The sequence below is a fragment of the Halomonas sp. IOP_14 genome (assembly GCF_021021315.1).
GTDB lineage: Bacteria > Pseudomonadota > Gammaproteobacteria > Pseudomonadales > Halomonadaceae > Vreelandella > Vreelandella titanicae.
The window spans coordinates 39,020-60,922 of the sequence record NZ_JAINWD010000021.1; the positions used below are offsets into that span (position 1 = coordinate 39,020).

The following is a 21,903-nucleotide window of genomic DNA, read 5'->3' on the forward strand; positions in this document are numbered from 1 at the left end:
ATTCTTTACTCCAGAGTTCTACTTTCGCCTAAAGAAGCATGTCGTGGATGAGCCGATGAAAAATGAGTGTCACCTTCCTCAAAAAGCGAACACAAATGAGTACACTATTGCGATCCAGCCAATAGTGGATGCTCAGCTACGTCATGTCGCCGATGAACTTCTTTATCGGGCTAATGAAACGAATCAGACTGCTAACGTTTTTGATAATGTCCAAGCCACCGCCAGAGCATGTGCTATTGCTGTCTATGAAATTGGCCTGGATAAACTTTGCGGCACACGCCAGCTGTTTATTAATGCTTCTGCAGACTGGCTCACCAATCCAGACCTGACTGGGCTACCTAGTCAACAAATAGTCATTGAGGTTCTCGAGGATACTTCGCCTACTAAAGAAGTTATTGATGCCTTGCACTACATTAAAAGCCAAGGGTATAAATTAGCGTTAGATGATTTTATCCTAGATGAACATAACCATGCATTTCTGCCCTTCTGCGACATCGTCAAATTTGACATATCCAACGACTTACCTAAAAAACTAATAAAAAAGCTACACAAAGAAGGGATTACGCTTCTGGCTGAACGAGTTGAGACACAGGAAGAGTTCAAGCAGTGTAAAGCGCTAGGTTTTACTCTTTTCCAGGGCTATTTTTATGAGCGCCCCAAAACCCAACTAACTCAAACAGCTCGTCTCTCAACGTCACGCGCCAATCAAATGCAGCTACTTTCCGCACTGTATAGTGACAATGTGCGTCTCTCTGAAATCAGTACGTTAGTGGCTAGGGATCCTTACTTACTGAGCGCAATATTCAAGCGCGCAAACTCCGCGGAGAAGGGCTCACGTCGTCCCACGACGAAACTGATTGATTGTTTACATATTATAGGGCTGAGGGAGCTACGTACCCTGGTTACCATTGTTATGCTCGCTAACAACAGCCCTGTGAGCAAACTTAACCTTATCAAAGGGTTAACCCGGGCATTTGCATGTGAAATGATGGCCGACCAACGTAGACTCGATGAACAGGAAAGCTTTATCGCGGGTTTATTCTCGCTAATGCCTACCATCCTGGGGATTAGTGCCGAACTCATGAAGAATGAAATCAGGCTTGGGCGCTTTATTGAAGATGCTATCAATCAGCGTATAGGCTCATTAGGTAAGTTACTTAATGATGTGGAGGCCGCAGAGAGTCAATTTTCTCCTCTAGATTTTCCATCCGACGTCATGCTCCAAGCGGCTTCTAAAGCGCGCTCGCTTGTTTATACCGACGCTAGCTGATTTATTTTATACGCTGCTTTGAGCGCTAGCACTCAAACGTTTAATCTGCTGTAGATCAAACTTCAGCAGTAATCGCTCGTCTTCGCGCAGGCGCCGCAGGTCAACCCAGCCATCTGCAGCCTGACCGCGAGCTTTGTTATACCGCTGCTGATCCAATAGGCGCTGCTGCAGTCGCTCAAAAGCGGCTACAAGCAACGCCGATTCAGCCGACGTTAGCGCATCCGTTGCATGGCTTAGCGCGATCAATCGCTCGCGTGTGGGTATATCGCGCAGCCCGTACCGCAAGCAGAGTAAGCGTGCAGCGCTAATCAACGGCAACAAGCCTTGATGCTTAAGATTAAGGGCTTGTTCGTGAGGGGCATCCAGGCCCGGGCTTGAGGCAAGCCGCCCAAAGCGATCCAGCGCCACCGGCAACTCATCCAGTAGCGCCGCCATTTCATCCATAAACAGTGGCGCTTTGGGAAGTGTCGAAGCGATGCTCTCACCCAACTGCTTAGCAAGCGCCGGATTACCAGCGATCGGGGCAAAATCGAGTAAGATATTAGTCTGTTGTACGCGCTTTACCCGGCGATCAGCGCTCCAAATGTCTAGCTGCGCGTGCCACTCACTCAGCCGTTTGCGCCACATCGGCCATCGCGCCATGACATGGCCATTGCAGAGCGGAATACCGGCCTCATCCAGGCGCTGGGTAAACCGCTCACCCAGCGCTTGAAAGTAGCCGTCGATCTCTACGTGGCGATGGTCAGGATAATCGTCAATAATCAGCGCATTATCCTGGTCGGGGCCTAGCAGGCTCTCAAAACGCGCCGCGGAACCTAGTAGCAGTATGCAGTAGTCGACTGGCGGAGCGCCCCACCCCTGCGCCTGCATTTCGTCCAGGGATTGCGCAATAGCCTGACGATAAAGTAAAGCATTGTGGTCGCTGATGATTTGGCTAATACGCCAGGCGGGTAAATCATAATGCACCAACGTTTCGACCAGCGGCAGTTGCCACGCATAGACATCAGCTAATGAGGTTTGCGGCAAGGGGAATGTAGAGAAGAGTTTCGAGAAGAGATGATCTAACGGCGCATTAAGCGCCGAGGCATTAAGCGTTCCATCCTCATGGAACAGAGAGCGCCAGGGTGAGGCTTGGTGTACTAAACGCATACGCCTCTCCTTTACTAGAATGATATGATGGCGTTGTTGCTACTCGCCCTCGCCTGCCCTGCGCGGGTCTGGCTCGAACATCGCTTCACCTACTTCATCAATATAGCGTTGCGCTTTGGTGATCATCATGGCATCACAGGCCTCTCGCCCTGGGAGCATATCGGAACGCTCAAAGCGGTGCTCAAGAGTTTCACCACTGGCGTCGGCCTTGCGAATCCAGCCACTGACGCGGTACTGACCGCTCTGATTGTCTGGCTGAGAGACAATCTCGTAACCTTTGTATTCCACCGGCTCAGCAGCTTTGGTGGTAGCACCTGGCTCAGCCTGACGATCACTACCGAAGAGACCGGAAAATAATTTCTTAAGCATAATGGCTCCTTTGCTTGCAGGGCGGCAAGGAGATGGCCACCCTGCAAGATATAAGCTGCTTTTATCAGCGCTTAATTAGCTCTGCTTACGACCCTTGCCTGCGGCAATGCGCAAACGCAGCGCGTTTAGCTTAATAAAGCCTTCGGCATCTTTCTGATTGTAAGCGCCAGCATCATCTTCAAAGGTAGCGATTGATTCATCAAACAGCGACTCATCGGACTTGCGGCCCACTACGGTAGCGCTGCCTTTGTAGAGCTTCATACGCACGACACCCGCTACATTCTTTTGGGTCTCGTCAATGGCCGCCTGCAGCATGCGACGCTCAGGGCTCCACCAGTAACCGTTGTAGATCACTTCTGCGTACTTCGGCATCAACTGATCTTTTAGGTGGGCTTCTTCGCGGTCTAGGGTGAGCGACTCAATGGCACGGTGAGCACGCAACATAATAGTGCCCCCTGGCGTTTCATAACAGCCACGAGATTTCATGCCCACGTAGCGGTTTTCAACAATATCCAAACGGCCAATACCGTTGTCGCCACCCAGTTTGTTGAGCTTTTCGAGCACTTCATGGGCTTTCAACGGCTCGCCGTCGATGGCCACGATATCGCCCTTTTCAAACGTCAGCTCAACATAGGTGGGCTGGTCGGGCGCGGCTTCAGGAGAGACACTCCAGCGCCACATATCGTCTTCAGCTTCGGCCCAGGGATCTTCCAAAATGCCGCCCTCATAGGAGATGTGCAGCAGGTTGGCATCCATTGAGTAGGGCGATTTTTTCTTTTTATTAGAAAAATCGACCGGAATTTTATGCTCTTCGCAATACGCCATTAGCTTTTCGCGGGAAGTTAAATCCCACTCCCGCCAAGGGGCGATCACTTTTACGCCGGGCTTCAGGGCATAGCCGCCAAGTTCGAAACGCACCTGGTCGTTGCCTTTACCCGTAGCACCATGGGAAATAGCGTCAGCCCCCGTTTCATTGGCAATTTCGATCAACCGCTTGGCAATCAGCGGACGAGCGATAGAGGTACCCAGCAGGTACTCGCCCTCATAGATAGTATTGGCGCGGAACATCGGGTAGACGTAGTCACGCACGAACTCTTCACGCAAGTCTTCGATGTAAATCTCTTTCACGCCAAGCGCTTGCGCTTTAGTTCGCGCCGGTTCGACTTCTTCGCCCTGACCGATGTCGGCAGTAAAGGTCACTACCTCGCAGTTGTAGGTTTCTTGCAACCACTTAACGATAACGGATGTGTCCAGGCCGCCTGAATATGCCAGCACAACCTTTTTGACATCGGACATTCTTTGCTCCTCGTTGACCATAAGATATTCATTAGTAAAAACTACACTTGCCACTAGCGCCTGGCGAATGTGATAGCTCGTATTTGATAGCTCGTTGGAGTAAACCGTTGAGACTGACGTTGAGTATAGCGTTCTCAATGCCCAGCGAATACCGTCAACGACGCCTGGGGGCTAAAGCTGCTAGAATCTCCCCATTCAAAGCGGTGGTTTGCCGCTGATGTTGACTGATGACTCGCTTTACTATTACTCGCTTTAAACCAAGGAGAGCTGCATGAGCGAGGCTATTGCCCGCGAATTAATGGCCCAACGTTTTCGCAGTTACCTGCCTGTGGTCGTTGATTTAGAAACCGGGGGATTTAATGCCCAAGGCGACGCTGTACTCGAGATAGCCGCCGTCACGCTGACCATGGATCCGGAGGGCAACCTGCTTCCTGATGCCACCTATGCCTACCACATTCAGCCCGTTGAAGGGGCGAATGTAGAGCAGTCTGCGCTCGATTTTACCGGTATCAACCTGGACGACCCCCTGCGTCGCCAGGTGGCGCTGAGCGAGTCTGAAGCGCTGGGCGAAATTTTCCGCCCGATTCGTAAATCGATCAAAGCCCACGACTGCACGCGCGCTATTTTAGTCGGCCATAATGCGGCGTTCGACCAGGGCTTCTTGAATGCGGCGGTCAATCGCTGCGGCATTAAGCGCAATCCTTTTCACCCGTTCTCAAGCTTTGATACCGCCACCCTTGCAGGCCTGGTCTATGGTCAAACGGTGCTTGCCCGGGCCTGTCGTGCCGCGGGCATTGAGTTTGACAACAAAGCCGCTCACTCCGCTCGTTATGACACCGAGCGCACTGCCGAACTGTTTTGCGCGATGGTTAATCGCTATAAAGACCTGGGTGGCTGGCAGCTTGCCCAGCGCGAGCAAGAGATGGACGGTGCGGATTAACACCTCGCCGTCAACAGCGTAGCCGCTAATGCAGAGAGCCAGGCTTTACGCTAAACTTCGCCCCATTACAGCAATCTGGTTTAGAACCGACAATGCCGGGTAGCGGGTATTTGGCGGTGATAAATATATCGATTAAAACTATCCGTTTTTAGGAGATGAGACGTTTCCATGGCCCAGCATAATGCCTTTTACGCCCAATCAGGTGGCGTCACCGCCGTGATCAACGCCAGCGCCTGCGGCGTTATCGAAGCCTGCCGTCAAGCCCCCGATCAAATAGGCAAGGTTTACGCCGGTCATAACGGCATTATCGGTGCCTTAACGGAAGACCTTATCGACGTTACCCAGGAGAGTGATGAGGCCATTGCCGCACTGCGCCATACGCCGGGCGGCGCTTTTGGCTCCTGCCGCTATAAGCTCAAAGACATCGACACCCACCGTGCCCAGTACGAGCGCTTGATCGAAGTCTTCAAAGCCCACGATATTCGCTACTTTTTCTATAACGGCGGCGGCGATAGCGCCGACACCTGCTTAAAGGTCTCTCAACTTTCCGAGAAGCTGGGCTATCCGCTGACCGCTATCCACGTGCCTAAAACCGTCGATAACGACTTGCCGATTACCGATAACAGCCCGGGCTTTGGCAGCGTAGCCAAGTATATTGCCACCTCAACGCTGGAGGCATCGCTGGATATCGCCTCCATGTGCGCTACCTCCACCAAGGTATTTGTGCTCGAAGTGATGGGCCGCCACGCGGGCTGGATTGCCGCCGCAGGTGGTTTAGCAGGCGAAGCCGAAGGCGAGCCGCCGCATATGATTATCTTCCCGGAAATCCCCTTTAACCGTAAAGCGGCCATGGCACGGGTTGAAGAGAGCGTTAAACAGTATGGCTACTGCGTTATTGTGGTCTCTGAAGGCGCTCGCTACGAAGATGGCACTTTCCTGGCCGATGCAGGTAACACCGATGCGTTCGGCCACCGCCAGCTTGGCGGCGTGGCACCAACACTTGCCGGTATGATCAAGCAGGATTTGGGCTACAAGTATCACTGGGCAGTGGCCGACTATCTGCAGCGCGCGGCGCGTCACCTGGCGTCTAAAACCGACGTTGAACAAGCCTATGCGGTGGGTCGCGAAGCGGTAACCTTGGCGCTGGCGGGTAAAAACGCCATGATGCCCGCCATTCGCCGCATCTCTCAGGCGCCCTACCAGTGGGATGTGATCTCTGCCCCGCTCTCCCAGGTGGCCAACCAAGAGAAGTTTATGCCCCGGGACTTTATCAGCGAAAACGGTTTTGCCATTACCCAGACCTGCCGGGACTATCTCTCACCGCTGATTCAGGGCGAGGACTTCCCACCGTTCGAGAATGGCCTACCCAAAGTCGCCAAACTGAAACTGGCCAAAGCAGAACGCAAGTTGCCCATTTTTACGCTGTAAACGGATCACCGGTCATTGCGAACTGAGATTGCTTCGTCGCTTCACTCCTCGCAATGACCTACCCTTATGTCATTGCGAACGCAGTGAAGCAATCTCGGGGTTGGCTGCCACAATACACTTAGATTCCCGCGTCGCTTCGCTCCTCGCAATGACATAATCTTATTTATCCACCTTTACTACTTGGAGTTAGCGTAGCAACCAGGAAAGCACTAACAGCAATAACAGAATTCCCGCCACACCCTGCCAGAAACGCCGCGGCTCCTGGCGGCTCTCTTCCCGATTGGGCAGCCGCCCGAGCGGCACCCTAAGCGCATGCAAAAACTCAGACATACGCCTAAACCGCAACGCCCTTTGTGGATCCAAGGCGCGGCGTAGTGCATCGTCTAATTCCTGGGAGATTTCAGGATTGGTTGTTCGCGCACTACGATAGGTCAACTCTTCGAGGTCGGTATGGCTGCGCAGCCTGTTGGGTGTCAGTGTGTAAGGTAACGCGCCGGTCAAAAGCCAGTAAGTAGTGGAGGCTAGCGAGTACTGATCACTACGCCGACCGATGCTGTCGCCCAAGGCATACTCAGGTGCGCTGTGTTCGTTAAAGCCAATCTGCCTGAGCAACTCACCTGAGTGGCGATGCCCTTCCCCATCACGCATATGGCAGGCACTAAAATCGGTGAGCACGAGCTTGCCATGTGGGTCGATCAAAATATTATCGGGATTGATCTGCTGATGAATAATGTCCCGATGATGCAGCGCTTGCACCGCTTTACCCAACTGATTGGCAATGTCCAGGCGCTGGGTCAAGCTGGCTTGAGGATGGCGCTCTGCCCACTGTCGCAGCGTCTCGCCTTCAATATGCTGCATCAGATAATAGAGGTAGCGTCGTGGCCGAGATGGCTCCATCACCTTAACCACAAAGGGCGAGTTAACCCGCTCCACTACCCACTGCTGGAGCAGAAAGTGCTCAAGATAGGCATTGCGCAACGAGAGCTCGGGGCTGGGCGCTTTCATGACCATTTCCCGTTCGCTATGCACATCACGGACACGGTACACCCGCGACTGCGCCGTTCGCGATAGCACGGCGAGAACCTCCAGGCCATCTAAACGCTCACCCGGCGCCAGCTCAGGGGGAATGGGTAGATCACCGTAGAGCTGCCCCGGGTGCTCGGCGACCTCATCGGGTAATTCATCGATACGTACCAGCTGAAAGCAGAACTGATCACCGCCATAGCCACGCTCCTGGGCGCGCTGCTTCGCCTCATCAGCTAGCCGCTCGCAGGCGGCATCCAGATCACTGGCATCCTGGCGAATCAAGCGCACATAGTCGGAAGGTAGCAGCGTGCCGCGCACGCCCTGGGTAGTAAACAGGAACAGATCGCCCTGCTTAAGCGCAATGTGGGTGTAATCGATATCGACACTGCCATCCAGACCCAGTGCCCGTGAAGGGTAACGATAGCCGCCTAAATCAGTCACATGGTCGCGGCTTAGCTGTTCAAACTCGGCACCCCGTAAGCGAAAGACCAGCGTATCCCCCATATGGAACAGGTGGGCTTCACGGCCACGAAACACCATCGCCGACATGGATGAAACAAAACTCCCCTCTTTCACATGCTGGCTTTGGCTGTAGCACCAGCTATTAAGCGCGCGCAGTACGCGGGTGGCAGAGGTTTTTACGTCCCAGTGATCAGGGGTGGAGAAGTAATCGGCCAGGAAGCCGCGCACGCTGATATCACCGGCCTGTTTGGCCATGGTATTGCGTGAAATGGAGTCGCTGATCACCGCACAGCCGCCTTTGGCGCGAAGCAGCGGCGCTTCAGGAAAGCGAACTGACATTGAGCTGCGATGCAGGCGCCGATCGGGCGCGACAAACGCTTGACCATAACTAATGAGCAACTGGGCGTGCGACAAGTCATCCTCCTAGGCTGCCGACTCGATCGAGGGACATCACTGCCAACCAACACTATTGATAAACTCTGGCTATGATACACGCAGCGGAACAGAAACGATGCCCACCAAACGTCTCTATCGTATTCGTCCAAATAGCAGGACATATGAATGATCACCCACGAGCAACCTATGTCGCATTGGTAATCGTGCAGTCATGTTCGTATAATTCTCCGCCATAAACGACTCTGACACGTTTGCCTAACCACGGCACGACTCTAGCCACAGCACTACCAAGGAATCAACGATGAACTTCGATAATATCCCTGCTGGAAAGGATCTCCCCAACGACGTTTACGTGGTGATCGAAATTCCAGCCAACCACGACCCGATCAAATATGAAATTGATAAGGACATGGGCGCGCTACTCGTTGACCGCTTTATGGCCACTCCCATGTTCTACCCCGCCAATTACGGCTTTATCCCGCATACCCTCGCCGACGATGGCGATGCGCTGGACGCCTTGGTGGTTACCCCGCACCCGGTTCAACCTGGCAGCATTATTCGCGCGCGCCCGGTAGGCATTCTGAACATGACCGACGAAGCCGGTGAAGATGCCAAGTTGATCTGCGTACCCCATGCCAAGCTAAGCTCGCTCTACGACGATGTCCACGAAGTTACCGACCTGCCTGAGCTACTGCGCCAGCAAATTGCTCACTTCTTTGAGAACTACAAAGATCTCGAGAAAGGCAAATGGGTAAAGGTTGAGTCATGGGAAGGTGCTGACGCTGCGCGTAAGGCGATTGAAAAGTCCGTAACCGCCTATCAAAAAGCGTAAAAATCTCCTTGCGGTGTATTTCTCCGCCGCCAATGGGATAAGAGGCCGCCTTCTGGGCGGTCTTTTTATATGCGCAGGATTAACGCATTATTAACGGCCGCGTCACGTCACCGCAGCGTATACGCCAGGGACTTAAGGTTGCGGTATGCTGTTCGCCTTTCATTGCGATGCCATTGATTAAGGACGCACCGTGTTATCTCTTAAACGCCTGAGCCTGTTTACATTATTGATTTTCTTTCTTGGCTTGCTACCGCTAAGTGCAAACGCCCAATGGTTTTCATCGTCTAGCAACCAAGATGAATTTTTGCCGGTTATGGAAGCCTTTCAGCCGACTGCTTGGCATGATGGCGATACGCTCTATATCGGCATGGATATCGCAGGTGAGTACTACCTATATCGCCACCAGTTCGCGGTAGTCAGCCAAACTGAGGATGTCAGTCTCGGCGACCCCATTATCCCCCAAGGCATCTTTACCAACGATGAGTTTATGGGCGATGTGTATGTGTTCCGCGATCAGGTAGTGTTTGAAGTACCGCTGGAAGCACCCTACTCAGGCCCGCTCAATATTGCCCTGACCTTTCAAGGCTGCGCAGATGCCGGGCTCTGCTACCCTCCAGAGCAAACAACCCTAGAGGCCAGCGAAACCCAACCCCCCAGCCAGTTTGCCGATTGGCAAGCCGATAGTACGGCATCCAGTCCAGCAGCCAACACTTCAGCCGCTAACACCTCTGAACAGAATGGTTTCGCCGCCCCCAAAAGCGAAGATAGCCGCTTTAGCGCTTTGATTAGCGATGCTAGCCTACCACTGGCACTGGGGCTGTTTTTTATTGCCGGCCTGGGGCTTACCTTTACCCCCTGCGTGCTGCCGATGATTCCAATCTTGTCATCGATCGTGGTTGGCCAGAACCCCACACGCCCCCGCGCCTTTGCCCTTTCGTTAAGCTATGTGCTCGGCATGGCGCTGACCTATGCCCTGGTCGGGGTGTTAATGGGGTTGTTTGGCGCCGGGCTTAATCTTCAGGCGCGACTGCAGTCAGCACCGGTATTGATCATCTTTGCAGTACTCTTCACGCTCTTTGCCCTGGCCATGTTTGGGGCATTTAACCTCAATCTGTCGCCTCGTTTAGCCAACCGTGTTGACGCTTGGCAGGCACGCGCTCAGCGCAGTGGCCCGGCCGGCCTAGCGCTGGCTGGCGCCCTCTCGGTATTGGTGGTATCGCCCTGTGTAACGGCGCCTTTGGCCGGCGCGCTGGTGTTTATCTCTTCAACAGGGGATGCCGCGATGGGCGGCGCGGTGCTGTTTGCGCTGGGCATGGGCATGGGCGTGCCACTGCTTTTGGTCGGTACCTTTGGCGCCACGCTGCTGCCCCGTTCCGGCGCCTGGATGAACGGCGTAAAAATTGCCTTTGGCCTTTTACTGTTGGGCGTAGCGATTTGGATGGTCGAGCGTTTAGTGTCCGCGCCTATTGCGCTGCTGCTATGGGCAGCCCTTGCGATCGGCACGGCACTGGCACTTGGGGCGCTGAATTTCAATCAGCCGCAGGGGTGGCCGCGGGCACGCCAAACGCTGGGGCTTATGCTGCTAGCTTGGGGGATAGTGTTGGTGATTGGCGCCGCTCAGGGGGGTAGTAACCCCTTGCGCCCCCTTGCGGCAACCTCCAGCATTTCCGGCGAACCTCAGGCAGAAGCACTCGACTTCATCGAGGTCAACAGCTTAACTGAGCTTGAAGCGGCTATTGCACAAGCTGAAGACGCCAACCAGCCCGTCTTTGTCCACTTTACCGCCGACTGGTGTATTTCGTGCAAGCTGCTGGAGCGGGATGTTTACCCCGACCCGCAGGTCGTCGCAGCGCTTAATGATTACACCTTGATCGCCGCCGACGTCACCCGCACGGACTCTCAAAGTCGTGAGTTGCTCAACCAATATAATCTTTTCGGCCCACCCAGCCTGCTCTTTTTCAGCCAGGGTGAGGAGATTCGCGATGCACGCATTCAAGGCGAAGTGACCGCCGATCAGTTGCGCGAACATCTGGAGTCAGTTAGCCAGTGGCTAGCAAATAGCTAAGCTCAAACCCTATGCTGGCTACTCATTGAGGCACTAAAGCCGCTTTCTGACGCGAACATCGTCAAACAGTTGTTTAATTCTTAACTACATGATGGCTTGGACGTTGGCGTAGGCAGTTGCTGGACATCCTGGCACTTTTTCGGCAAACTCCGCTCCCATATTAGCTAAAAACTTGCTTTTTTAACGGTGAGAACGGGGTAACGTTCGCTAACATGCAGCGTTCTCTTCATTTTTAAATTTGGTTTACTGCGCAACGTACGCGCCATAAAGAGCTTCCTGCACTTATGCTCGCGCGCTTTGTGACTACCTTTTATGACATTGATGGGGCTATGCCATGGATATCCGCAAAGTTAAGAAACTGATTGAGCTACTCGAAGAGTCCAATATTAGCGAGATTGAAATTCAGGAAGGCGAAGAGTCAGTCCGCATCAGCCGTCACCCTAATGGCGCTTCGTGGCAGCCACAGCCGATGCCGCAATATGCGCAGCAACCTGGCTATGCGCCTGCTCCCCCCGCAGCGGGCGCTCCAGCATCAGCACCGGCTGCTGAAGCAGAGCCTCAGGGCGCAAGCTACCGTGGCGAGGCAGTCAACTCTCCCATGGTAGGCACCTTCTACCGCAGCCCAGCGCCGGGCGCCAAATCGTTTGTGGAAGTCGGCGATAGCGTCAAACAAGGTGACACTGTATGCATCATTGAAGCCATGAAAATGATGAACCAGATTGAAGCTGACCGTGACGGTGTAGTGGAAGCCATCCTGGTGGAAGATGGCGAGCCTGTAGAATTCGATCAACCCATGATCGTTATCGCTTAATCTTTCATTTTCAACACGGGTGGACTCTCCCATGCTGGACAAGGTACTTATCGCCAACCGCGGCGAGATTGCCCTCCGTATCCTACGGGCCTGTAAAGAACTCGGCATCAAAACCGTAGCGGTACACTCCAAAGCTGATCGTGAACTGATGCACGTTCGCCTGGCGGATGAAGCCGTGTGTATTGGCCCGGCATCGTCAGCGCAGTCTTACTTAAACATTCCGGCCCTAATTAGTGCAGCCGAAGTCACCGACTCGACCGCCATTCACCCCGGCTATGGCTTTTTGTCTGAAAACGCCAACTTTGCTGAACAGGTTGAGCGCTCAGGCTTTACCTTTATTGGCCCCCGCGCCGAGACGATTCGTCTGATGGGCGACAAAGTCAGCGCCATCCAGTCGATGAAGGAAGCGGGCGTTCCCACGGTGCCAGGCTCAGACGGTCCCTTGGGTGATGATGACGCAACGAATCTCGCCACGGCACGTCGCATTGGCTACCCGGTGATCATTAAGGCTGCCTCTGGCGGCGGCGGTCGTGGTATGCGCGTGGTGCACACTGAAGGCCATCTGCTTTCAGCGATTACCGTTACTCGCACTGAAGCCCACGCCGCCTTCGGTGACGGCACGGTCTACATGGAAAAATTCCTTGAGAAGCCGCGCCACGTGGAAGTACAAGTATTAGCCGACGGCCAGGGTAACGCGATCCATCTTTATGACCGCGACTGCTCGCTGCAACGTCGTCACCAGAAAGTGCTTGAAGAAGCCCCGGCGCCAGGTCTTGACCCAGACGCCCGTGCTCAGGTGCTTGAAGCGTGCCGCCAGGCATGTATCAAGATCAACTACCGTGGTGCGGGCACCTTCGAATTCTTGTATGAAGACGGTGAATACTTCTTCATCGAGATGAATACCCGCGTTCAGGTCGAGCACCCGGTCACCGAAATGGTCACTGGCGTGGATATCGTCAAAGAGCAGCTGCGTATTGCCTCAGGCCTGCCGCTGTCGATTCGCCAGGAAGATGTGCAGCTCAACGGCCACTCCTTCGAATGCCGTATTAACGCCGAAGACTCGCGCACCTTTATGCCGTCTCCCGGCAAGGTAACGCTGTTTCACGCACCCGGTGGCCTCGGCGTGCGGATGGATTCCCATCTCTATACCGGCTACACCGTGCCGCCGCACTATGACTCTCTGATCGGCAAGCTGATCAGTTGGGGCGCGGATCGTGAAATAGCCCTGACACGGATGCGTAACGCCCTCGACGAGCTGCTGGTGGAAGGCATTAAAACCAATATCGACTTACAAAAGGATTTGGTTCGCGACAGCTACTTCCGTCAAGGCGGTGTCAACATTCACTACCTGGAAAAGAAACTCGGCAGCTAATGCAGCAGCCAAGCGCTTTCCAGCGCACTGTGTGATACCCAGCGGGGTGGCCATGTCCACCCCGTCCTTGTCTTTACTCCATGTGTCTGTACTGTATTTATCTTTAATTCGCCTTGCGGAGAACCTCCATGCCCTGGCTTCAACTCAAAGCCCACGTCGCCCCCGAACAGGCAGAGTTCCTAGAAGAACTACTGCTTGACGAAGGCGCAACGGCTATTGGTCTTCAGGATGCCCACGATGATCCGGTATTTGAGCCAGAGCGTGGCACCACACCGCTGTGGGAAGATACCATCCTTACCGGCTTATACGATGACCTGGAGGGGGTCGAGAGCATGCTGGAGCGTATCGAGGCCGCCTGGTCAGAGCAGATGCCTGGTGAGCCCTGCCCGACCATCAAGTATGAGCTGCTCGCTGATCGAGATTGGGAGCGCGAGTGGATGGATGACTTCACGCCGCTGCGCATGGGTCAACGCCTGTGGATTGTACCCAGCTGGCACGAACCACCCGAGGCCGACGCCGTTAACCTGATACTCGACCCGGGCCTCGCCTTTGGTACCGGTACGCACCCCACCACAGCGCTGTGTCTTGAGTGGCTGGATGAGCTGGCCGTAACCGGTCACCTAGCTCAGCAAACCGTACTGGATGTGGGCTGCGGTTCTGGCATTCTCGCTATCGCCGCGCTCAAACTGGGCGCTAGCCACGCCGACGCCACCGACATTGATCCCCAGGCGCTGCAGGCCAGCCGAGACAACGCCGAACGGAATGGTATTGCCGAGTCGAACCTAAACCTCTACTACCCTGAGCAGTTAAGCGACGGCGGTGACTATCCTATCGTAACCGCCAATATTTTAGCGGGGCCGCTGGTCGAACTAGCGCCAATGATTGCCGGGCACGTGGCGCCAGGTGGGCGCATTGCGCTATCGGGGGTGTTGGCAAACCAGGCCAATGAGGTTTACGAGGCCTATGCAGCGCAAGGCATTGCTATGGATGAACCGGTGATTCGCGAAGGCTGGGTGCGGCTTAGTGGCTTGCGTCCACGTTAAAGCGGCAATTGGCCTTCACCCCACCACCGAGTAGGCGTATCATACGCCTCCTTGAAACGCCTACTCGCCGTTAGCACTGCACCCATAGCTTAAAACCAACAAAGTCTGACGCCATGACGTTAACCACACTACCTGCCAGCATTGGCCCGTTTGCATTACCTAATCGAGTAATGCTTGCACCCATGGCTGGCGTCACTGACCGACCTTTTCGCCAGCTATGCCGGCGGCTTGGGGCTGGCTGGGTAGTGGGCGAAATGGTCACTTCAGACCCTAGTTTGTGGCATACTCGTAAATCGCAGCTGCGCATGGATCACCGCGGTGAACCTGACCCGAGAGTGGTGCAAATTGCCGGAGGCGACGCTGAAATGCTCGCCCAGGCAGCGCGCTTGAATGCCGAGTTAGGCGCCCAGATTATCGATATCAATATGGGCTGCCCGGCTAAAAAAGTATGTAACAAGGCGGCAGGGTCGGCGCTCCTTCGAGATGAAGCCTTGGTGGCCGAAATTCTCGATGCAGTAGTGGCAGCAGTTGATATACCCGTGACGCTAAAAATACGCACGGGCTGGTGTGCCGAATCCAACAACGCCCTGCGCATTGCCCGGCTCGCCGAGTCAGCCGGCATTCAATCGTTAGCGATACATGGCCGTCATCGCCAGCAGCGCTATACTGGAAAAGCAGAGTACGACACAATTGCCGAGATTAAGTCTCACCTATCGATCCCGGTGATTGCCAACGGCGACATAACAAGTCCGGAAAAAGCCGCCGAGGTACTCGCTTATACCGGCGCTGATGCCGTGATGGTAGGCCGCGCTGCGCAGGGCAACCCATGGATATTTCAACAGATCAGCCACTACCTCCAGCATGGAGAGCGGATGGCACTGCCAAGTCTTTCGGAGCGTCACCAAGTGCTCCACGGGCACGTTGAAGCGCTGCATGAGTTTTATGGCACCACCATGGGTGTACGTATCGCGCGCAAGCATGTCGGCTGGTACCTCAGCGATGACCAACGCTTTACGCCGCCCCAACAGCGCGCGCTTAAGCAGCAGTTCAATGCGTTAGCGTCACCTGAAACGCAATTTGATTGGATCAACGACGCGATGGCCCCCGGCGCCGCCTCGCGTTTGCTAGCCAAAGGAAACCATGCTGCATGACCGAACGCGATCTTCTCTCTAGCGACACCTATTCAAGCGATAGCTATTCCAATGATGTCGGCTCCAGCGATAGTTACTCCCATTTAGCAGGCACGCTAGCGGATCCTGCAGCCAACTCACCGCCGCAGCCGCTTCGGGAGGCAGTGGAAACGGCCATGCGACGCTACTTTGAACATTTAGATGGCAGCCAGGCGACCGATCTATACGCCATGGTGATGGCCGAAGTTGAGGCGCCTTTACTTGCCTGCGTCTTGGAGCACACCGACGGCAATCAGACCCGTGCCGCCGATGCGCTAGGGCTAAACCGTGGCACCCTGCGCAAAAAACTCAAGCTATACGGACTTATCGAAGGTGACGCCCCATAACCAGGGGCGTTGTTGTTTTTAATTCTCGACTCTGCACACGAGCACTCTAATGGCTGATACCCCTCTCATGGCTGATAATCCTTCCCTGACTGACAGCAACGCCACTCCCGTCCGCCGCGCCCTGCTGAGCGTTTCTGATAAAACCGGCATTGTGGAATTTGCTCGGGGCCTCACTGAGCACGGTGTTGAACTCCTCTCCACTGGTGGCACCTTCCGTCTACTGCAAGAAAATGCTATTGCCGTGAAAGAAGTGTCTGAGCACACAGGCTTCCCCGAAATCATGGATGGCCGCGTTAAAACGCTGCACCCGAAAATTCACGGCGGCATCTTGGCTCGTCGCGGCCAGGATGATGCGGTCATGGCTGAGAACGATATTACGCCGATCGACATGGTGGTGGTCAATCTCTACCCCTTTGCCGCCACGGTAGCCAAGCCCGACTGCACACTTGAAGATGCTATCGAGAATATCGATATCGGCGGCCCCACCATGGTTCGCGCCTGCGCCAAAAATCACGCCTACACCACGATCGTCGTCAATAGCAGTGACTACGCGCGAGTGCTGGGCGAGCTGGCCGCCCAAGATGGTCAGGTCAGTAGCGCTACGCGCTTTGACTTAGCGGTTAAAGCCTTTGAGCACACCGCCGGTTATGACGGCGCGATTGCTGACTACCTAGGCCGTAAGGTCAATGCCGCTGATGAAGCGTTCCCACGCACCTTTAACCTGCAGCTCGAGAAAAAGCAGGATATGCGGTACGGCGAAAACCCGCACCAAAAGGCAGCTTTCTACGTTGACCCCCAGGCAAGCGAACCCAGCGTTGCCACAGCAAAAATGCTTCAGGGCAAACCCCTCTCGTATAACAACGTCGCCGATACCGACGCTGCATTTGAATGCGTAAAAGCGTTTAGCGAGACGGCCTGCGTGATTGTTAAGCACGCCAACCCTTGCGGCGTCGCCATTGGTGCAACCGCCTTAGCAGCTTACGACAAAGCCTTTGCCACCGACCCTACCAGCGCGTTTGGCGGCATTATCGCCTTCAATACGCCGCTGGAAGCCGAAACCGCCCAGGCGATTATTGACCGCCAGTTTGTCGAGGTGATTATTGCCCCGGGCGTCAGCGATGAAGCTGCCGCGATCGTGGCTAATAAGCAAAACGTACGCTTACTGGACGTCAGCGCTCACTGGCCCGGCGAGCAACAGCCTGCACTAGACTTTAAGCGCGTCAACGGCGGCTTGCTGGTGCAAGAACGTGACGACGGAATGGTCACCCGCGACGAATTGACCGTGGTCAGTCAGCGCGCTCCCAGCGAGCAGGAACTGCGTGACCTTGCTTTTGCTTGGCGGGTAGCTAAATTCGTTAAGTCCAACGCCATTGTGTATGCCAAAGAGGGCCAAACGGTGGGCGTTGGCGCGGGTCAAATGAGCCGTGTTTATTCGGCTAAAATTGCAGGCATCAAGGCCGCAGACGAAGGCCTTTCGGTTCCCGGCTCGGTGATGGCGTCTGATGCTTTCTTCCCTTTCCGTGACGGCATCGATGCTGCCGCAGCGGCAGGTATTACCGCGGTTATTCAGCCCGGTGGTTCCATGCGTGATCAGGAAGTGATCGACGCCGCCAACGAAGCAGGCATTGCCATGGTATTTACCGGTATGCGCCACTTCCGCCACTAAGTCCGCTAAATAACCCAGATTAGAAACACAAAGCCCCTTAGGCGCTCTTTTAATAGGAGCATGCCTAAGGGGCTTTCTTACTATCATCAATAAACGCTAATCAATCACTGCCTATCGACTCAATATCGAGTTTCTAGCCAATATTGAGCCTTTCAGCCCAGATCAATACACAGATACTTGGTTTCCAGATACTCTTCCAAGCCCTGATGACCACCTTCGCGGCCTAGGCCCGAGGCTTTTACCCCCCCAAAGGGCGCAGCAGCGTTAGAAATGGCGCCAGTATTAATACCCACCATACCGTACTCCAGCGCCTCTGCGACACGCCATACGCGCGCAAGATCACGGGAGTAGAAATAAGACGCCAGGCCATACTGGGTATCGTTGGCCATCTCAATAGCGGTCTCTTCATCATCAAACGGGAAGACAGCAGCTAGCGGGCCAAAGGTCTCTTCGTGGGCCACCTTCATCTTGTCAGTGGCAAAACTGATCAGCGTAGGCGTGAAGAAATTACCCCCCAGCGGGTGCGGATGCCCACCTAACAGCAGCTCAGCGCCATTATCAATGGCGTCCTGCACATGCTCACTGACTTTCTTAACAGCATTTTCATCGATAAGCGGCCCAATATTAATATTGGGCTTGGTGCCATCACCCACATGCAGCTCGCTGTTCATGGCAACAGCCAGCTTTTCACAAAAGGCGTTAATTACACTGGACTGAACCAGGAAGCGATTAGTGCAGACACAGGTTTGCCCGGCGTTACGGAATTTAGCTGCCATGGCGCCTTCCACAGCGGCGTCTAAATCGGCATCCTCAAACACGATAAAGGGCGCATTGCCGCCTAGCTCTAGCGATATTTTTTGGATATGTTCCGCCGCTTGGGCCATCAGCTTGCGCCCCACTTCAGTCGAACCCGTAAAGGTGATCTTGCGCACTTTGGGAGATTGGGTCATCGCTTGGGCAATATCGCTAGCGCTACCTGGCACCACATTAAAGACACCGCGTGGGATGCCTGCCCGCTCAGCCAACAGCGCCAAGGCTGTTGCGGAAAACGGCGTTTGGCTAGCGGGCTTCACCACTATCGTGCAGCCAGCAGCCAATGCAGCCCCGGCTTTACGGGTAATCATCGCCGCAGGGAAATTCCAGGGCGTGATCGCACCAACAACACCGACTGGCTGCTTGGCAACCACAATGCGTTGATTGGCGTTAGCCGCGGGAATCGTTTCGCCATAAACGCGCCGCGCCTCTTCGGCAAACCAGCGTAAGAAGCTGGCTGCATAGGCAATTTCGCCCGCGGCTTCTTTAAGTGGCTTGCCCTGCTCAAATGTCATCAGCATGGCTAAATCCTGCTGATGCTCCAACATCAGGTCGTGCCACTTCATCAGCAAGTCAGCGCGTTCTTGAGCAGTCAACGCCCGCCAAGCCGGTAGCGCAGCGTCCGCCGCATCAATGGCCCGCTCGGTTTCGGCTTTACCCAAGCGAGGTATATCGCCAATCGCTTCACCGGTGGCCGGATTCAATACCGTGATCTGCTCACCGCTATCTGCCGCGACCCAACTGCCGTCAATATAGGCAAAGGGGCAATATAGCTGTGTTTCTTTAAGCGCTTCCATGACAGGCTCCTGACCAAAAATGATGGCCTTGTAGGCTCATTAACGTCTTCATGCTAAGACGAAACACCCCTTTAAACCAAATTTACGGCGTGCATAATCGGTCAATGACAACCGTACACGTTAGCTAATGAGCATTAAAAATTCTTGCCGGGTTGCTTGGTTTTGACGAAATCCACCCAGCATGACAGACGATGTCATGCTGGAGTTTTGCTTCTCCACGCCACGCATCATCATGCAGAGGTGCCGCGCTTCAATAACCACAGCAACGCCCTTTGCCTCGGTCACTTCCTGCACCGCCTCTGCAATCTCGCGGGTTAGGTTCTCCTGAATCTGCATACGGCGAGCATACATATCGACGATTCTGGCAAATTTAGATAGCCCCAACACTTTGCCGTTAGGCAAATAGGCGATATGGCATTTGCCTATGAACGGTAACAGGTGGTGCTCGCACATTGAGTAGAGCTCAATGTCTTTTACCAACACCATCTCATCCGTTTGCGACTCAAACACCGCCCCATTGATAATGTCGTCCAATGACTGAGTGTAGCCCGCATTGAGAAACTGCATGGCCTTGGCCGCACGTTTAGGCGTATCTCGCAGACCTTCCCGGGCGGGGTCTTCCCCAAGTGCTGAGATTATCTGGCGGTAGTGCTCGGCGATATCATCGGACATATTTAGCCTCATCAATAGCTATCTCAAAAACGATGCGCAATCGCTTCCAGGCGGTCACCAAGGTCATCCCCTTTTGCGCATGAAAAGTAACATCATTATTAGGAGGACATTAATCGGCGTCATCCACCACCTTCATTGTACAAAAGGTATACTTTAAAAAAGCACTGCACAACGAGTATTAAGCAAAGAGTGTATTTTACCGCATCTAGGCTGCCTGTGGCTCCCCAGGCTTTGTACGAAAACTGCTGGCCCTCACTCAGGGGCTTTTTTGCGCAGCCTTGAACTGCGTCAGAGCGCCGCGCCACTCAATTTGTCCCCCCAATGCCTGTGATATAATAAAGCGTTTTTATTTAACTGCCTTTATTGCAGGCGCCAACATTGAGAGCTCGCCATGTCATTCAAACCAACGCCTTTGTGGTTAACCGCCCTTGCAGCCCCCTTTCTTGCTACACCGCTCTTGGCTACCGCTGCAGACGCTACGCTTTCGCTGCCCAATGAGGCAACCGTCGGCGTAGAGGTTGTGGAAGAGCTTGCGTTTAAATCAAACCAAACGCGCCTTAACGATATTTTGCTACACCCTACTCAGGCTGCTAGCGCCTCACACTCTTTACCGGAATACTGCGTTATCGTAGGCAGTGCGCAACGGGTTGATGAGCGCATTCGCGTTACCACCCAAGAGGCGACCTGTATTGAAACACACGACGCTGACAGCGATATTTTCACTGGCGAATTTAGCGCCAGCGCTTATGGCGAAGATGGCCAATACGGTATCGCCTGCGAAGATTCACAGTGCGCGCTCTCCCCTGGTCAGACATTCCTTCTTACACTGGATCAACCCGTAGAGATTGAAGAACTGGATAATCCATCTGCAGAACTTAACGAACAGCGTCGCCAAGCAGACGGAGAAGGTATCGCCAACCCTGTGCCTCGCGAAGAAGCCGTGCCTGATTGACCTTGTTCTAATATCGCCACAAGTCAGTGGTGAGCTGAAACTTCATTACGCCAGCCAGCGTGGGTTCTCTAACTGAAGGCACTGCTGCTCTAATTGGCGGATATGCTGATCCCAGTAGCCACTATCCGCCAGCCAGGGGAACGCCCGAGGAAAAGCGGGATCCTCCCAACGTGATACCAGCCACGCCGAATGCCTGATCAGCCGATAACTCCTAAGCGGCTCGATAAGCGCCATCTGCTCGCTAGGAAACGGGCACGTCTCTTCATACCCTTCGGTAATTTCACTTAACTGCGATCGCCATCCCTGCGGGTCATCGGTGGGCAGTAGCATCCAAATATCCTGCATGGCGGGCGCCATGGTGCAGTCGTCAAAATCGACTAGGGTAAACTGCTCGTCACGCCCCAGCACATTCCCCAAATGGCAGTCGCCATGGCAGCGAATCATGCTGCTGGCGGGCACATTATGTTTTAGGAGCTGCTGGTGAACCTTTTCGATCACACGGTCATAGGCCCGGCGCTGATGACGGCTCATCCAATTGCTGGCCAGCACGCGCTGCTGAGCATCAAGAATACCGCTCGCCATTTCTAAACGCGGGCGATGCTGAAAGGTTTTTTTAGCTGACACTTGGTGCAACCGCCCCAGCAACTCCCCCATGGCAAATAGGTGCGATGGATTATCAAGCTCTGGCGCCTGGCCGGGGCAATGGGGGAACAGCGTAAACCGAAAGCCCTTAAAATAGTGTAAAGACGCCCCCGCCTTATCACGCCAAGGGGCAACGACCGACACCTGTTGATCTACCAGCTCCTGCAGAAAATCATGCTCTTCCTGAATCGCACTGTCTGACCAACGATCAGGCCGATAAAACTTAACAATCCAGTTCTTGCCATCGTCATCGCGAAATAGCAGTACACGGTTTTCATAGCTATTTAGCGCAAAAGGCTCGCCTGCAGGCCAAATATCCAGCGACTCCACTGCAGACATCACTAAATCAGGCGAAAGAGAGCTAAACGGGTGTGACATAGGCCACT

The 21,903-nt window shown here is 54.3% G+C and carries 19 protein-coding genes; 12 read left to right on the forward strand and 7 right to left on the reverse strand.

The features are described from left to right. Positions 1-43: 43 nt before the first annotated feature. On the forward strand, positions 44-1,270 hold the full coding sequence (locus tag K7H09_RS14840; RefSeq protein WP_230805060.1) for an EAL and HDOD domain-containing protein: 1,227 nt from the start codon (positions 44-46) through the stop codon (positions 1,268-1,270). Between the two features lie 6 nt (positions 1,271-1,276). Here K7H09_RS14840 and K7H09_RS14845 read toward each other — a convergent pair whose 3' ends face one another. From K7H09_RS14845 to K7H09_RS14855, 3 genes are all read right to left on the reverse strand, one after another. Beyond that, on the reverse strand, positions 1,277-2,419 hold the full coding sequence (locus K7H09_RS14845; RefSeq protein ID WP_027959287.1) for a DUF294 nucleotidyltransferase-like domain-containing protein: 1,143 nt from the start codon (positions 2,417-2,419) through the stop codon (positions 1,277-1,279). Between the two features lie 39 nt (positions 2,420-2,458). After that, entirely contained in the window at positions 2,459-2,788 is a 330-nt protein-coding gene (locus tag K7H09_RS14850; RefSeq protein ID WP_022523652.1) for an HlyU family transcriptional regulator, read from the reverse strand. Between the two features lie 75 nt (positions 2,789-2,863). Then, a complete protein-coding gene (locus tag K7H09_RS14855; RefSeq protein ID WP_027959286.1) occupies positions 2,864-4,084 on the reverse strand; it encodes an argininosuccinate synthase in 1,221 nt (406 codons plus the stop codon). A 271-nt stretch (positions 4,085-4,355) separates the two neighbouring features. On the opposite strand from K7H09_RS14855, the gene rnt reads away from it, so the two are divergent. Next, on the forward strand, positions 4,356-5,024 hold the full coding sequence (rnt, locus tag K7H09_RS14860) for a ribonuclease T (protein ID WP_230805062.1): 669 nt from the start codon (positions 4,356-4,358) through the stop codon (positions 5,022-5,024). 168 nt (positions 5,025-5,192) lie between these two features. Then, a complete protein-coding gene (locus K7H09_RS14865) occupies positions 5,193-6,452 on the forward strand; it encodes a 6-phosphofructokinase (RefSeq protein ID WP_009286573.1) in 1,260 nt (419 codons plus the stop codon). A 186-nt stretch (positions 6,453-6,638) separates the two neighbouring features. Here the strand turns inward: K7H09_RS14865 and K7H09_RS14870 are convergent, their stop codons facing one another. Next, positions 6,639-8,354 (reverse strand): bifunctional protein-serine/threonine kinase/phosphatase, encoded by a 1,716-nt coding sequence (locus K7H09_RS14870; RefSeq protein WP_009286572.1) that lies wholly within the window; start codon positions 8,352-8,354, stop codon positions 6,639-6,641. Positions 8,355-8,637: 283 nt separating this feature from the next. Here K7H09_RS14870 and ppa point away from each other — a divergent pair, with 283 nt between their 5' ends. The 8 genes from ppa to purH all read left to right on the forward strand — a co-directional run bounded on the left by ppa (position 8,638) and on the right by purH (position 17,641). Then, positions 8,638-9,168 (forward strand): inorganic diphosphatase, encoded by a 531-nt coding sequence (gene ppa / locus K7H09_RS14875; RefSeq protein ID WP_022523655.1) that lies wholly within the window; start codon positions 8,638-8,640, stop codon positions 9,166-9,168. A gap of 190 nt (positions 9,169-9,358) precedes the next feature. Beyond that, on the forward strand, positions 9,359-11,233 hold the full coding sequence (gene dsbD, locus K7H09_RS14880; RefSeq protein WP_230805064.1) for a protein-disulfide reductase DsbD: 1,875 nt from the start codon (positions 9,359-9,361) through the stop codon (positions 11,231-11,233). A gap of 334 nt (positions 11,234-11,567) precedes the next feature. Further along, on the forward strand, positions 11,568-12,044 hold the full coding sequence (gene accB / locus K7H09_RS14885) for an acetyl-CoA carboxylase biotin carboxyl carrier protein (protein WP_022523657.1): 477 nt from the start codon (positions 11,568-11,570) through the stop codon (positions 12,042-12,044). A 31-nt stretch (positions 12,045-12,075) separates the two neighbouring features. Then, a complete protein-coding gene (gene accC, locus K7H09_RS14890; RefSeq protein ID WP_027959283.1) occupies positions 12,076-13,416 on the forward strand; it encodes an acetyl-CoA carboxylase biotin carboxylase subunit in 1,341 nt (446 codons plus the stop codon). Positions 13,417-13,544: 128 nt separating this feature from the next. Then, positions 13,545-14,459, forward strand: a complete 915-nt coding sequence (prmA, locus tag K7H09_RS14895; RefSeq protein ID WP_230805066.1) for a 50S ribosomal protein L11 methyltransferase — start codon at positions 13,545-13,547, stop codon at positions 14,457-14,459. Positions 14,460-14,572: 113 nt separating this feature from the next. Further along, positions 14,573-15,610, forward strand: a complete 1,038-nt coding sequence (gene dusB, locus K7H09_RS14900; RefSeq protein WP_230805068.1) for a tRNA dihydrouridine synthase DusB — start codon at positions 14,573-14,575, stop codon at positions 15,608-15,610. Beyond that, complete coding sequence (fis, locus tag K7H09_RS14905; RefSeq protein WP_022523661.1) at positions 15,607-15,975, forward strand: DNA-binding transcriptional regulator Fis; 369 nt, start codon at positions 15,607-15,609, stop codon at positions 15,973-15,975. The genes dusB and fis overlap by 4 nt, the downstream gene beginning before the upstream one ends. Positions 15,976-16,024: 49 nt before the next feature. Next, a complete protein-coding gene (purH, locus tag K7H09_RS14910; RefSeq protein WP_202606275.1) occupies positions 16,025-17,641 on the forward strand; it encodes a bifunctional phosphoribosylaminoimidazolecarboxamide formyltransferase/IMP cyclohydrolase in 1,617 nt (538 codons plus the stop codon). Positions 17,642-17,793: 152 nt separating this feature from the next. Here the strand turns inward: purH and K7H09_RS14915 are convergent, their stop codons facing one another. Continuing rightward, positions 17,794-19,251, reverse strand: coding sequence for an NAD-dependent succinate-semialdehyde dehydrogenase (locus tag K7H09_RS14915; RefSeq protein WP_022523663.1), 1,458 nt, complete (start codon positions 19,249-19,251; stop codon positions 17,794-17,796). A 120-nt stretch (positions 19,252-19,371) separates the two neighbouring features. Continuing rightward, a complete protein-coding gene (gene folE, locus K7H09_RS14920) occupies positions 19,372-19,923 on the reverse strand; it encodes a GTP cyclohydrolase I FolE (protein WP_022523664.1) in 552 nt (183 codons plus the stop codon). 391 nt (positions 19,924-20,314) lie between these two features. Here folE and K7H09_RS14925 point away from each other — a divergent pair, with 391 nt between their 5' ends. Continuing rightward, positions 20,315-20,875 carry a hypothetical protein gene (locus K7H09_RS14925; RefSeq protein ID WP_230805070.1) on the forward strand — a complete coding sequence of 187 codons (561 nt, stop codon included), beginning with the start codon at positions 20,315-20,317 and terminating at the stop codon, positions 20,873-20,875. 45 nt (positions 20,876-20,920) lie between these two features. Here the strand turns inward: K7H09_RS14925 and K7H09_RS14930 are convergent, their stop codons facing one another. After that, on the reverse strand, positions 20,921-21,895 hold the full coding sequence (locus K7H09_RS14930) for a serine/threonine protein kinase (RefSeq protein ID WP_009286566.1): 975 nt from the start codon (positions 21,893-21,895) through the stop codon (positions 20,921-20,923). Between the last annotated feature and the right edge of the window lie 8 nt (positions 21,896-21,903).